The sequence below is a fragment of the Paraburkholderia sp. UCT2 genome, from assembly GCF_014397665.1.
Lineage (GTDB): Bacteria > Pseudomonadota > Gammaproteobacteria > Burkholderiales > Burkholderiaceae > Paraburkholderia > Paraburkholderia tuberum.
Genome location: NZ_VZQO01000009.1, coordinates 39,976 through 52,980, shown reverse-complemented (window position 1 = coordinate 52,980; position 13,005 = coordinate 39,976). Strand labels below are relative to the sequence as shown.

Below are 13,005 nucleotides of genomic sequence, written 5' to 3'. Positions count from 1 at the left end.
CCGAATGGCATCGGGTTGCTCTTCTAGTTCGAAGGCAACCCGAAGTGGCATTCCGCTTACCTGTCGCGTGGAGGAGCGAGTGTCTTCAATGAAGTTTCCAATGTTGTTCGCCGCAGCTGTCGCCTTAAGTGTGACCTCGTTCGCTGCACAAGCTGCTATCACCATTACCGGTACCCGAGTTATTTATCCGGCGCAAAACCGTGAAGTCAATGTTCGTTTGAACAATGTTGACAGCCGTCCGGTCCTGGTCCAGGCGTGGCTGGACGACGGCGATGCGGCAGCTGCCCCGAATGAAATCAAGGTGCCGTTCACGTTACTGCCGGCGGTATTTCGGGTCGAGCCTCACAGAGGGCAGGCTTTGCGCATCATGTTCACAGGCGGCGACATGCCGAAGGACCGTGAGGCTGTCTATTGGCTGAACGTTCTCGAAATTCCGCCGAAGCCCAAGGACGCTGATGACCGGAACATGATTCAGCTCGCGTTCCGAACGCGTATCAAGATGTTCTACCGGCCGGCATCGTTGCTCGATGACCCAACGGCGGGGCGGGCCCAGCTGAAGTGGCATGTCGAGGCAAATGACAAAGGTCAGAGCATCGTTCGTCTGGACAACCCATCGCCCTACTACATTTCCGTCGGCACGGCAGAGGTAGAAACGGCAGGCAGGAAAGTCGCTCTTTTGCCCGATATGGCACCGCCGTTCGGGCACGTCGATCTCCGTCCACAAGATGGAAAGCTGGATATCAAAGCTCCTGCCACCGTTTCCTATACGGTTCTGAACGACTTCGGTACAGCGATCAAGGACTCGGCGGAAGTGACAGGTGCTCAAAGCGCGGAAGCGCAAAAGAATCAATAATTGAAATACGGGATGTCGGGCGTGCGGAATAGTAAGACGGCGGTTGAAAGAGTATTCAGTAATGTCCCTTTCCGGTTTCACCCACTGGCTTGGGCGGCAATCATAGCGTCGGGCTGGGTCTTTTGCCCAAATTCCGCGGTCGCCGCGTGCGCGCCGGACTCAGCGGCGACGCCATCCAGCGACTGCTCGGCGTCCGAGTTGCCGCAACAGGCAGCTGGTGTCGACGGAGAGGCTGCGCGTACGGATGCGTCATCTACCACGGCGACATCAAATGCGCCCGCTGCGGAAGTTCCGCAAGAAGTCGAGTTCAATCCAGCATTCTTTACGGGCAACGTCGCCGATTTGTCACGCTATACGCGAGGCAATCCTGTTGCTCCCGGTGTTTATCCGCTCGAACTCCTCGTCAATGGTAAGAAGCGTGGACGCTTCGATGTCCTGTTTCAGGCAGTGCCGGGCTCGGATATCGCAACGCCCTGTTTCACGATGCCTGGCCTGGACCGCGCTGGCGTAGATACCGAGCGCGTGGCCCAGCGGTTGAAGGAAGCAGGAAAGGGCGACTTCGACGATACGGATGCGTCAGTGCAATGCGTCCCGCTGGTTGAAGCCGTACCGGGATCGGTTGCATCGTTCAACACCGCCGATCTGCAACTCGATCTGTCGATTCCACAGATCGAATTGCGCAAGGAGGCTGCCGGTTACGTTGATCCGTCCCGTTGGGACAACGGGATCAACGCAGGCTTCGTGCAATACAGTCTCGCCGGCTATACGACTCACCAGAACAATGGTAGCGGAGACTTCAGCAGTGTCTACCTCGGTCTGCAAAGCGGATTCAACGTGAACGGCTGGCGTTTCCGCCAGTGGTCCACGGTAAGCTCGCAGAACCGGGGTTCCGGCACGCATTGGCAAAGTGTCGCGCTGTTTGCGCAACACGATGTCACGGCGCTTAAGAGCCAACTGACGATCGGCGACAGCTCGACGAGCGGTGACGTCTTCGACTCATTCAACGTGCGTGGCGTCCAGCTTTCGAGCGACGACCGCATGTTGCCGGATTCCATGCGCTCCTATGCGCCGGTTGTGCGTGGCGTGGCTGATACCAATGCACGCATCATCGTGCGTCAGAACAACATCATCGTGGCCGAGACCAGCGTGCCGCCGGGGCCGTTTGAACTGAACGACCTGCCGGCTACGGGTTATGGCGGCGACCTTCAGGTCACTATTACAGAATCCGACGGCCGTCAGCGGACTTTTCTGGTGCCGTTTGCGTCCGTCCCGCAGTTGCTGCGGCCTGGTGTTGCACGTTTCAATCTGACGACCGGTGTCTATCGCGATACCGTGCTGAATAACCATCCGTGGGTGGCGCAGGCGGTTTATCAGCGCGGCCTGACGAACCTGTTGACCGGCTACACCGGTGCACAGTTTGCGGAAGGTTACTGGGCTGGCCTGGTGGGTGTCGCGCTCAATACGCCGCTCGGTGCATTCTCGTTTGACGTAACGGCGGCGGGAACGAATATTCCCGGCGTGTCTGGTGGTCGTCCCGGCTACAGTACGCGGATCAGCTACAGCAAGCTCCTTCCAGGGCCCAACACGAATTTTTCGGTTGCGGCTTACCGATACTCGACCTCACGCTTCTATAGCCTGCATGACGCGATGTACGCGCGATATGGCTCCCGAGACACCACGGGTCAGTATGACTACCGCACGCGCAGCCGTCTGCAGCTGAATATCAACCAGCCAATCGGCGAGTCGAGTTCTTTTTATATCGCCGGCAGTTCGCAGAACTACTGGGGCGCGTCGAAGGGCTACGATCTGCAATATCAGGTTGGTTTCAACAGCGCGTACAAGCGGGTGTCCTACTCGCTATATGCGCAACGCACGCGCCTGCAAAACTCGAAGATCAGCACGCAGGTAGGTTTGAACCTGACGATTCCGCTCGGCAAGGTCGACTCGAACGAGCATCATATGTTCGACTATCTGACCACCAACGTTTCGCGCGGCTCGAACGGGGATAGCACAATTCAGGCCACTGCGTCGGGCAACACGAGCGGAGCCACGCCGATCACCTACGGTGTCAACGCGTCACGGATCGTCGCCGGCGACAATCGGACCGTTTCCGCGGGTGGTTACGCGATGTATCGCGCGCCGTTCGCTACTTACAACGTCAATGCATCGATCAGCAATCAGACCCGTCAAGCCGCGTTCAACGCCGACGGCGCGGTCGTCGTTCACAGTGGCGGCATGACGCTGAGCCCGCCGCTTGGGCAGGCGTTCGCGCTCGTCGAAGCGAAAGGCGCGGAAGGCGGCCGGATCATCAATGGCCAGGGTGCAAGGATTGACGCTAACGGCTATGCGGTGGTGTCTTCGCTGATGCCATACCGGGTCAACACGGTCGCGCTGGATCCGAGCGACGTGTCGCTCGACGTTGAACTTGGCAACACGAGTGAGGAAGTCGTGCCGCGCGCGAGTTCGCTCGTCAAGGTGAAGATTGCGACCACGCAGGGCACGCCGATTTTCGCCGAGGTTTTGGATCGGGAAGGCAAAGCCATGCCGATGGGCACCGAGTTATTCGACGAGTCCGAGAAATCGGTGGGCATCGTCGGTCAGGGTGGCCTCTCGTACCTGCGCGGCCTCGAGCACGAAGGCAAGCTGCTGGTGCGCTGGGGCAATCGCGCAGCGGAGCAGTGCGTGATGCCCTACACGATGCCGGACGACGACAAGGCGGACAGCGGTCAGCGCGCGGGGATCGTTGCGCGCATCAAGCTGAGCTGTGATCCAGCGCTAATCTGGTCTCCGCCGGCAAAGTCCGTAGCGCGACGTTCAGCGGGCGCGGCGCTTGTCAGTTCGCTTCGCTGAAGTGCGAAGGTCGATACCCGGTCAGCTCCAGCGCTGCGGCTTAGATGATTCCGCCGACAGTAGAGGTCAGAAAATGAAGAATATTTGCAGATACTTTCGGATTGCCGGACTAATTTCCGGATTGATCGCAGGTGCGCTGTTGGGATCGGTTTGCGTACATGCGCAAGGCTCGCCTTCGGTCACGCTCAATTTTAGTGGCACCTATAACGCGGAGACGTGTGCGCTGGTGAGTTCGCCCGACATGACGGTCACGTTGCCAACGCTTTCGACGCGATCGCTGCCGACGGCCGGAGTTATAGATGGCTCAAAGTTCTTTACCATCACGATCCAATGTCCAAGCGGTGTAACGGGGGCGCGCGTGTATTTCGAGAGCGGTTCGTCGACCGATCCCAACACCGGGAATCTGGACCTGCAGAATGCGAGCGGGGCGGCGTCGGCAACGAATGTACAGGTCATGCTGGCCAATGCGGACGGATCGCGGATCAAGGTCGGCGACCGGTCTACGATGAGAGTCGTTCCGATCACGTCCACGGATCCGACGCCGGTGGATTTCATTGCCAGCTACTACGCAACCGGTCGAGCCACGGCTGGCACCGTCAATACATTCGTCACCTATGTCGTCGAAATGCCCTGAGGGTGCCGGCGCGAATACGTTTCTTATTATGTTTGACTCAACAGTCGCGCTCATGCGAGCGACTGCGTTGCATGCAGCACTGCTGTCCGACGGCGCGGAGCTGCCGGCTATTCCTTTTTGGCGCGCGCGTTGCAGTACGTTGGTCGAGACGCTACAGCAGCAAATGCTGGATCGAACTTTTCCGGCAACGGACATCCGGGAAGTCAGCCTCGCACAATGCGTTCTGCTAGATGAACTGACGTTGCATGCATTGCCGTCCAGGGAGCGCGAGGAATGGTTGCGTGAGCCGCTGCAGATGCGTTTTCATGGCGTGCGTGACGGCGCCGCATGGGTATGGCACCGGATCGCGGCGGTGGTGGACGGCGGCGATCCGGACCCCGCCGGACTTGAGTTCTACACCATGTTGCTGGGGCTGGGCTTCGACGGCGGACGCGAAAATGCCAACGCATATCTGGAGCGTGCGAAATCGGCGTTGAACGGGCATCTGCGTCATAAGGCGGCGTTCTCCATACCCGACGCACCGGATAACGCCATGCCACTGACCAATTCGCTTCGGCCGTCGGACGTGTCACGCATCTCACATTCACGCAGAACCGCCGGCGGGGTGATTGCTGGTGCGGTTGCCATCGCGTCACTGTGGACGGCGATGGACCTTAGTCTGGACTTTGCGACACGCGGTCTACCTCAAACGTCGTCGCCGCAGAGTAGTCCTATGCAGACGGAGCATTCGCAATGATTTCCGGAAACAGCTACCGGGCGGCGCTGATCTGGATCGCTGTCTCCGTAGTTGGACTGATATGGCTATGCTTGCCGCTTGCTCTCCAACCATCGTGGCCCGTTGTGCTCAGTCTTGTTCTGTTGACGGGGGTGGGCGCCGCCGTTTTGCCAGCTTACGGGCGATCGCATCCGACCCACGAGGGTCAGGATTTTCAGCTCGGGAACGTGCATCAGTTATCGATCGTTCTCGTCGTCGGGCCGCATGCCGGCGCGTTGTTTGCACGCGATGGCCAGACATCCACACTGCGACGTAACGGTGATGCGCTGTGGTTGCGTGTCCGGTCCCCGCAGCAGTTGTCCAGCGTGTTGGCCACGGTGATGGAGTCGCATCAACGTCCGCCGGATGCCGTGTTGATGCCCGTTGTTCCCGACGGTGAGTGCGACGATGCTGTGATTCGCCGCGAATTTTCCCGCTGGAAGCATCAGATCGACGCTTGCATCGGTCCCCGGGCGTTCGTATTACCCTGCTATATCGCGATCTACGCGTACCTCGGCTCGAATAGCGACCACGCAGTGGAACCGGTCTGGTTCGGCGATGCCATGAATATCTCGACGATGCAACCCGCGACCGCAAACGCGCGGCAACATGTGCAAGCGCTCAGGCAACAGCTGGATCAGGCTTGGCTCGCTGTCGCCCACCCGGAACGTGCGTCGCGTGCCGGTCTGGGGCATGCAGTGTTCGACTGGCTAGAAGATGAGGCGCTGCTATCGATACTTTCATCGCTCGCGAACACCGCGCCGTTCTCGCTGCGCGGCTTGCTGTTGGCCGACATAGGACACCCGCCGATGCGTCCAGGCGCATGGACGCGATGGCTCACCGGCAAGACCGCGCTGCGGCCGCTGCTGATGAGGCCGAAGGCTCAACCGAAGCCGCTGTCTCTGCCTTTACTTACGACCATCGCGCGGAACGACAGATTCCGGGTTTCGAAGAGCGAGTGGGCCCGGTCGTATTCCGGAAGCTTGCACGCGTTGGCTGCGTCGGTGGTCGTCCTGATGGTGTCGATTGGTGTCTCCGCATGGTCGAACAGCAGGTTGGTCACGCGAGTCGCCGACGACCTCGAGGCTTACACGCATATACCCACAGCCCGCGCGGATGCGAAGCGTGAGCGATTCGAATCGTTGCGCAGACAATCCGCCGAGCTGGCTCGCTATGCGAGCAACGGTGTGCCGGCCGGGCTCGGCTGGGGACTGTATCGGGGCAAGCAGTTGCAAGTCGCGCTTGAACGCGTGACCGCGACATCGCATTCCCCCACGATCGCCGCGCATTCCCCGCCCCTTGCTGTGACGATCGACAGCCTCTTGTTATTCGACAGCGGCAAGACGACGCTCAAGTCAGCTGCAGAGCCAAGGCTCCACGCGGTTCTCGATCTGATTCGCGCGAATCCCGACAAGCGAATTCTCATCGCGGGTCATACTGACAACGTGGGTGCCAGCGTCGCGAATCAAAAGCTCTCCGAGGCACGCGCGCGGGCCATCCGCGATTGGTTCGTCAACACGGCTACGTTGCCCGTCACACGTTTCGCAATTCAGGGGTATGGCGATACCCGGCCGATCGCCGGCAACGAAACTAGTCAGGGGCGCGAGATGAATCGTCGTGTCGAAATCACCGTTGTTCCCGATTCAGGCACGCACTGAAAGTACTCGTCGCGGGTAGCCCTCTGGGAGCCAGCGTTCGCGCACGCCAACCCGGCCTCGCTTTTGCGAACGGGACAGACTTTTGGGCAACCGCCCATATCGCCGCGCTGTTCCGAGACATAACATCTTCAGCTTGCAGACTTCATACGAAAGCGAGCGGTGTCGCCGCTCCTTCTTTTACTTGAGCGAACAACCTCAAAGCACTATGTCGGCTTCTACCAGTTCTCAAAAATTCATCGCACGTAATCGTGCCCCCCGCGTCCAGATTGAATACGACGTCGAAATTTACGGTTCGGAAAAGAGAGTCGAACTCCCGTTCGTGATGGGCGTCCTCGCCGACTTGTCGGGCAAGCCACTCGAACCGTTGCCCGCCGTCGGCGATCGTAAGTTCTTCGATATCGACATCGAGAACTTCGATGAGCGAATGAAGGCCATGAAACCGCGTGTCGCGTTCGCGGTGCCCAACACGCTGACGAACGAAGGTCATCTGATGGTCGATATCACGTTCGAAAGCATGGACGACTTCTCGCCCGCAGCCGTCGCGAAGAAGGTTGACGCGCTTGCGCAGCTACTCGAGGCGCGTACGCAACTCGCCAATCTGCAAACGTATATGGATGGCAAAAGTGGCGCGGAAAACCTGGTCAGCAAGGTGTTGAGAGACCCAGCGTTACTCGAAGCGCTCGCAAAGGCGCCAAAGCCGGAAGCGGCATCCGCCGGCGAACCGGTGACCAACGAATGATTTTTGCTTTCCGCACGAAAGCACAGCCTGAAACAATGGGGAAATGATGGCCGAACTTCAAGCGAACACGCGCGCCAAGGCAACGGCGAGCGTGACCAGTCAGTCCGATTTCAACGCACTCCTATCGCGCGAATTCAAGCCCAAAACGGAGCGCGCGCGCGAGGCTGTCGAGGGGGCTGTCCGGACGCTCGCTCAACAAGCACTGCTTACATCGGCAACGGTGTCCGACGACGCATACAAAAACATAGAGTCAATTATTGGGGAGATCGATCGCAAATTATCCGAACAGATCAACCTGATTCTCCACCATGAAGATTTTCAGAGTCTTGAAAGCGCATGGCGTGGGCTTCATCACCTCGTCGCGAACACGGAAACGGATGAGAAGCTGAAGATCCGCTTTATGGATGTGTCGAAGGACGACCTGCGTCGCACGATGAAGCGCTACAAAGGGATTGCGTGGGACCAGAGTCCGTTCTTCAAGCAAATTTACGAGGAAGAGTACGGGCAGTTGGGTGGCGAGCCGTACGGCTGTCTCGTCGCTGACTACTACTTCGATCACACGCCCGCCGACGTCGACCTACTGGGCTCGATTGCAAAGGTGGCGGCAGCGTCGCATGCGCCGTTCATTACGGGCGCGGCACCGTCCGTGCTGCAGATGGACTCGTGGCAGGAACTCGCCAACCCGCGCGACCTGACGAAGATTTTTACGCAAAACCTCGAGTACGCACCTTGGAACTCGCTGCGTAGTTCGGAAGACGCGCGCTACATCGGCCTTGCAATGCCGCGTTTCCTTGCACGTCTGCCGTATGGCGTCAAGACGAATCCGGTCGACGAATTCAATTTCGAAGAGGCGACCGCCGGCGCGGATCATCAACGCTATGTATGGTCGAACGCGGCCTACGCAATGGCGGTGAACATCAACCGTTCGTTCAAGAACTACGGTTGGTGCACGCTGATTCGCGGCGTGGAAAGCGGTGGGGTAGTTGAAAACCTGCCGTGTCACACGTTCCCGACGGATGACGGTGGAATCGACATGAAGTGCCCGACGGAAATTGCGATCTCCGACCGCCGCGAAGCGGAATTGTCGAAGAGTGGTTTCATACCGCTCATTCACCGCAAAAACACTGACTACGCGGCGTTCATCGGCGCGCAATCGTTGCAGAAGCCGGTCGAGTACCACGATCCCGACGCAACTGCGAACGCGAATCTATCGGCACGTCTTCCGTATCTGTTCGCGTGCTCGCGCTTTGCGCATTACCTGAAGTGCATCGTGCGCGACAAGATCGGCGCATTCAAGGAGCGGGACGAAATGCAGCAATGGCTCAACGAATGGGTCATGAACTACGTTGACGCCGATCCCGCGAATTCGTCGCAGGAAACCAAGGCACGTCGACCGCTGGCGGCGGCCGAAGTGGTCGTCGAGGACGTCGAGGGAAATCCGGGATATTACCAGGCGAAGTTTTTCCTGCGTCCGCATTTCCAACTTGAAGGTCTGACGGTTTCTTTGCGTCTCGTCGCGAAGCTGCCGCTCGTGAAGGATGCAGCCTGATCTGACGTCTACCGTTCATTCGGTGATTGAGCGACGGACAGGCGCTCACTAAATATGCCTGACTTTCATTGAGCATCTTTAAAACTAATCGGTACCAAGGAGTATTTTTATGGCGCAAGACATCTTTCTCAAGATTAACGGGATTGATGGTGAGTCGGCAGACGCTAACCACAAGGACGAAATCGATGTTCTGAGCTGGGCGTGGGGCGTTACGCAGCAATCGAATATGCACGTTGGTTCTGGTGGTGGCGCTGGCCGAGCCACGGTCGACGACTTCACGTTTGAGCATTTCATCGATCGTGCAACGCCCAACCTGACGCAATACTGCCTGACCGGTAAGCACATCGACGAAGCCAAACTCGTCGTGCGCAAGGCTGGCGGTAATCCGCTCGAATACATCAAATTCACGATGAACGACGTGCTGGTTACCTCGGTGCATCCGTCCGGCGTCAGCGACAGTGAATCGCGTCCGTGCGAAACGGTGCGTCTGTCCTTTGCTCGCCTGAAGCAGGAATATGTGGTGCAGAACGCGCAAGGCGGTAGCGGCGGTGCGATCACGGCGACCTTCGATATCAAGAAGAACACAGCCTAAATCGCACATTTTCCTGAATCTTGGCACGACGACCCTTTTGTCCGGGAAGCCGTGTCAAGGTTGTTAACCGGGATGCCCGGCTGGATGCAGGCATCCTGGTTCATTCAGGGCGATGTGCGAGATCACCTTGATACCGTCAGATGGTTTCGATCTTTTTTTCCCGCTTCGCGATATGGCTGCGTATCGGGGGCTGGCTAGCCCTAAGCGGGGCGAGCGCATGGCTGTCCGGGTGCGCTACCGCGTCGGCTCCCGTTGTCAAGGAGCGAACGACCCTCCGGCTTCAGATCGCGGCAAACGAGAACGTCAATCCGAACGAGTGGGGAACGGCGGCGCCGATCCTCGTGCGGGTCTACGAACTGAAGTCGCCGACGGCGTTTCAAACCGGCGACTTTTTCACGCTGCAAAGCGACGACAAAAAAATCCTTGGCGACGACGTGCTGGTCGTTGACGAATTTATTCTGCGTCCCGGCGATACACGCGAGATCGTCCGGAAGTCGAACCCCGCCACTACCGCAATTGGCGTGCTGGCCGGCTACCGGGATCTCGGGAAATCGGTCTGGCGCGCGGTTTACCGGTTGCCAATCGCGCCCGACGCCGCATGGTACAGGATGGCTCTTCCAGACAAGGAACAGAAGCTGACGATCCAGCTCGATCAGCGCACTGTTTCGATTTCAAAGTCAGACTAATTTCGATGAGTTGGTATAGCAAAGTTGTTTGGAGCGAAGGACTCTTCCTGCGCCCGCAATTGTTTCAGCAGCAGGAGCGGTATTTCGAGTCGTTCGCGCATCGCCGAAGCGCGCCGCTGAGCCCGTTTTTCTGGGGCTTCAGCCGTTATGAAATCGATCAGGAATCGCTCGCGTTCGGCAAGCTGGTGTTCAAGAGCGGGCTCGGCGTATTTCCAGACGGCACACCGTTCGAGGTGCCTGGCCTGACGCTGCCCCCGCCCCCACTGACGATCGGACCGGAACATCAGGAGCAGGTGATTTACCTGGCGGTCCCGCTTCGCTTGCCTAACACCGAGGAAACCGCCTTCACCGAGCAGAGCGGATCGCTCGCCCGTTACCATGCGTACGACGCCGAACTGCGCGACAGCAACGCGATCGGCCAAGGTCCGAAGCCCGTCCAACTCTCGAATCTGCGCTTGCGGCTGTTGCCCGAGAAAGAGCTGACGCAGTCGTGGATCGGGCTTGCGCTGACGCGCGTGAAGGCGCTGCACGCCGACGGCGCCGTGTCGCTGCACAGCGCTGACCACATTCCGCCCGTGACCGGTTACGGCGCGAATCCACTGCTGCGGGAATGGGCGATGCAGCTGCACGGCCTCGCGCGACTACGCGCCGACGCGCTCGCCGCCCGTCTGTCAGGTGCTGATGGCCGTACGGGCGCGGCGGCCGAAGTGGCCGACTATCTGCTGCTTCAGGTGCTCAATCGCTATGAGCCGCTGCTGGAGCATATTTGCCAACTCGAGGAGACCGCGCCGGTGACCCTGTATCGCGAGCTCGCGCTTTTCGCGGGCGAGCTTTCGACCTTCGTGCGTCCGCAAACGCGGCGTCCGCGGGCGGCGCCGGGCTATGACCATGCGCAGCTCTACCGCAGTATCAGGCCCCTCGTCGAGGAGGTTCACTATCTGTTGAACCAGGTGTTGATTCGTGGTGCGCAGCCCATTCCGCTTACGGAGCAGGCGCATGGCATCCGTACGGCCGCCATGCTGCCGAACGAATTGGCCGGCTATTCGAGCCTCGTGCTCGCCGTGGGCGCGCAGATGCCTTCCGAATTGCTGCAGCAGCAGTTTCTTGCCCAAACGAAGATCAGTCATCCGCAGCGCTTGCCGGAATTGATCCGTTCGCACCTGCCGGGTCTGGCAGTAGCGGCGCTGCCGGTTCCTCCGCGCCAGATTCCGTTCAACTCGGGCTTTATCTATTTCGAACTGTCGCGTACCGGACCGTTCTGGGAACAGATTGCGCGGCACGGAGGGCTTGCCATGCATGTCGCCGGGCACTTCCCGGAACTCAAGCTTGAGCTGTGGGGCGTGCGTCAAAAATGAGTACCGGTGCATACGGGGACGACGCGTTCGAGTTTCTGTTGAACCCCGACAACTCTGCTTCTGGCCAGAGCCAGCCGTCTGCCATTCCCGCTGGACGTCCCACAACCGCGGGTGTCGCCAATCAGGAACCGGTGGTCGATGCGGCCGCGTTCGATCCGCCGGAACAAGCGCAGACGCGTCTGGAGCGCATGAAGGCTGCGCGCAATCCATTGTGTGAAGCCGCGCAGCCTTTGTTGCGCATGCTGGCGGACATGCCGGCTTCGCTCGATTCGTTGGCTGCGGTCGCGAGCTTGCGCTCGCTGCTGGTGCGTGAGGTCGCCGCATTCCAGAAGGTCTGCGACAAAGCGAGTTTGCCGTGGAAGCACGTGGCGGCTGTCCGTTACGCGCTGTGCACCGCGCTCGACGAAGCCGCCAACCGCACGCGTTGGGGGAACGGTGGAATTTGGGCCGCGGGGGGGCTGCTGCTCAAGTTCGAAGGAGAAGTGGACGGCGGCGAGAAGTTCTTCCTGCTGATCGGCCGCATGGCAACGGATCCCCAGGAGTACATCGACGTCCTCGAGGTGTTGTATCGCATTCTCAGCCTTGGATTCGAAGGACGCTACAGCGTTGCCGCGGACGGTCCACGTCATCTGGAGCAGATCCGGCAGCGGATGCTGACGCTTATCAGCGGCACGCGGGACACGATGCGGCTCGAACTGTCGCCGCACTGGCGCGGCGAGGAGCCGGGCAGGATGCGGCTGCTGAAAAGCGTGCCGGTCTGGGCGACGGCGGGCGTCGCTGCGCTATGTGTGTTCTCGCTGTTCGCCTGGTACAAGTATCGGCTTCTGGCGCAAAGCAATGCGCTGGAAGCGAAGATTCTCGCGATCGGAGAGCCGATCAAGGCCGCGGCTCCGGTCGTTCACGAGCGCTTGCGCCTGTCGATTTTGCTGAAAGACGAGATCGCTCGCGGCCAGGTCTCCGTCGAAGAGAACGCGAGCAGCAGCCGGGTCGTGTTCCGTGGCGACTACGTGTTCCTGCCGGGGCAAAGCCGCATTCGACCGGAACTGGATCCGGTGTTGACCAAGGTCGCGCAGGAGGTCGTCCGGGTCGGCGGCAATGTCACGGTGACCGGGCACACCGACAACCAGCCGATTCATACGGCGGAGTTTCCTGACAACCTGGTGCTATCGGAAAAGCGCGCCGCGTTCGTCGCCGACGTATTGAAGGCGCACGGCATGCCCGGCAATCGCATCGAGGCTGTCGGCAAGGGCGATACACAACCTGTCGCGGACAACAGTACAGCGGAAGGTCGTTCCCGCAATCGACGCGTGGAAGTCTTCGTCACGCATTAACGGG

At 59.6% G+C, this 13,005-nt stretch carries 11 protein-coding genes; all 11 read left to right on the top strand.

What is annotated here, in order from left to right; genetic code table 11:
- The first annotated feature begins 88 nt into the window (after positions 1-88).
- Positions 89-853, top strand: a complete 765-nt coding sequence (locus tag F6X39_RS09890; RefSeq protein ID WP_262413786.1) for a fimbria/pilus periplasmic chaperone — start codon at positions 89-91, stop codon at positions 851-853.
- A 12-nt stretch (positions 854-865) separates the two neighbouring features.
- The gene (locus tag F6X39_RS09885) at positions 866-3,703 is read left to right on the top strand and encodes a fimbria/pilus outer membrane usher protein (protein ID WP_187616477.1); all 2,838 of its coding nucleotides are present in this window, start codon (positions 866-868) and stop codon (positions 3,701-3,703) included.
- A 73-nt stretch (positions 3,704-3,776) separates the two neighbouring features.
- A complete protein-coding gene (locus tag F6X39_RS09880) occupies positions 3,777-4,337 on the top strand; it encodes a fimbrial protein (protein WP_262413785.1) in 561 nt (186 codons plus the stop codon).
- Complete coding sequence (locus F6X39_RS09875; protein ID WP_262413784.1) at positions 4,318-5,073, top strand: DotU family type IV/VI secretion system protein; 756 nt, start codon at positions 4,318-4,320, stop codon at positions 5,071-5,073. Before F6X39_RS09880 ends, F6X39_RS09875 begins: the two co-directional genes overlap by 20 nt.
- Entirely contained in the window at positions 5,070-6,749 is a 1,680-nt protein-coding gene (locus tag F6X39_RS09870; RefSeq protein ID WP_187616475.1) for an OmpA family protein, read from the top strand. Before F6X39_RS09875 ends, F6X39_RS09870 begins: the two co-directional genes overlap by 4 nt.
- A 205-nt stretch (positions 6,750-6,954) precedes the next feature.
- On the top strand, positions 6,955-7,488 hold the full coding sequence (gene tssB / locus F6X39_RS09865; RefSeq protein WP_184068521.1) for a type VI secretion system contractile sheath small subunit: 534 nt from the start codon (positions 6,955-6,957) through the stop codon (positions 7,486-7,488).
- 46 nt (positions 7,489-7,534) lie between these two features.
- Complete coding sequence (tssC, locus tag F6X39_RS09860; protein ID WP_187616474.1) at positions 7,535-9,037, top strand: type VI secretion system contractile sheath large subunit; 1,503 nt, start codon at positions 7,535-7,537, stop codon at positions 9,035-9,037.
- Between the two features lie 109 nt (positions 9,038-9,146).
- Positions 9,147-9,629 carry an Hcp family type VI secretion system effector gene (locus F6X39_RS09855; RefSeq protein WP_184023663.1) on the top strand — a complete coding sequence of 161 codons (483 nt, stop codon included), beginning with the start codon at positions 9,147-9,149 and terminating at the stop codon, positions 9,627-9,629.
- Positions 9,630-9,769: 140 nt separating this feature from the next.
- A complete protein-coding gene (gene tssJ / locus F6X39_RS09850) occupies positions 9,770-10,315 on the top strand; it encodes a type VI secretion system lipoprotein TssJ (protein WP_187616473.1) in 546 nt (181 codons plus the stop codon).
- Positions 10,316-10,320: 5 nt separating this feature from the next.
- Complete coding sequence (gene tssK, locus F6X39_RS09845) at positions 10,321-11,670, top strand: type VI secretion system baseplate subunit TssK (RefSeq protein WP_184023673.1); 1,350 nt, start codon at positions 10,321-10,323, stop codon at positions 11,668-11,670.
- On the top strand, positions 11,667-13,001 hold the full coding sequence (tssL, locus tag F6X39_RS09840) for a type VI secretion system protein TssL, long form (RefSeq protein ID WP_184023677.1): 1,335 nt from the start codon (positions 11,667-11,669) through the stop codon (positions 12,999-13,001). The genes tssK and tssL overlap by 4 nt, the downstream gene beginning before the upstream one ends.
- Positions 13,002-13,005: the final 4 nt, after the last annotated feature.

Excerpts from the sequence above, each read along its gene's own strand:
- tssC (WP_187616474.1), top strand. The coding sequence starts at position 7,535 with ATGGCCGAACTTCAAGCGAACACGCGCGCCAAGGCAACGGCGAGCGTG.
- tssB (WP_184068521.1), top strand. The coding sequence starts at position 6,955 with ATGTCGGCTTCTACCAGTTCTCAAAAATTCATCGCACGTAATCGTGCC.
- F6X39_RS09870 (WP_187616475.1), top strand. The coding sequence starts at position 5,070 with ATGATTTCCGGAAACAGCTACCGGGCGGCGCTGATCTGGATCGCTGTC.
- tssL (WP_184023677.1), top strand. The coding sequence starts at position 11,667 with ATGAGTACCGGTGCATACGGGGACGACGCGTTCGAGTTTCTGTTGAAC.
- F6X39_RS09885 (WP_187616477.1), top strand. The coding sequence starts at position 866 with ATGTCGGGCGTGCGGAATAGTAAGACGGCGGTTGAAAGAGTATTCAGT.
- F6X39_RS09890 (WP_262413786.1), top strand. The coding sequence starts at position 89 with ATGAAGTTTCCAATGTTGTTCGCCGCAGCTGTCGCCTTAAGTGTGACC.
- tssK (WP_184023673.1), top strand. The coding sequence starts at position 10,321 with ATGAGTTGGTATAGCAAAGTTGTTTGGAGCGAAGGACTCTTCCTGCGC.
- F6X39_RS09855 (WP_184023663.1), top strand. The coding sequence starts at position 9,147 with ATGGCGCAAGACATCTTTCTCAAGATTAACGGGATTGATGGTGAGTCG.
- tssJ (WP_187616473.1), top strand. The coding sequence starts at position 9,770 with ATGGTTTCGATCTTTTTTTCCCGCTTCGCGATATGGCTGCGTATCGGG.
- F6X39_RS09880 (WP_262413785.1), top strand. The coding sequence starts at position 3,777 with ATGAAGAATATTTGCAGATACTTTCGGATTGCCGGACTAATTTCCGGA.
- F6X39_RS09875 (WP_262413784.1), top strand. The coding sequence starts at position 4,318 with ATGTCGTCGAAATGCCCTGAGGGTGCCGGCGCGAATACGTTTCTTATT.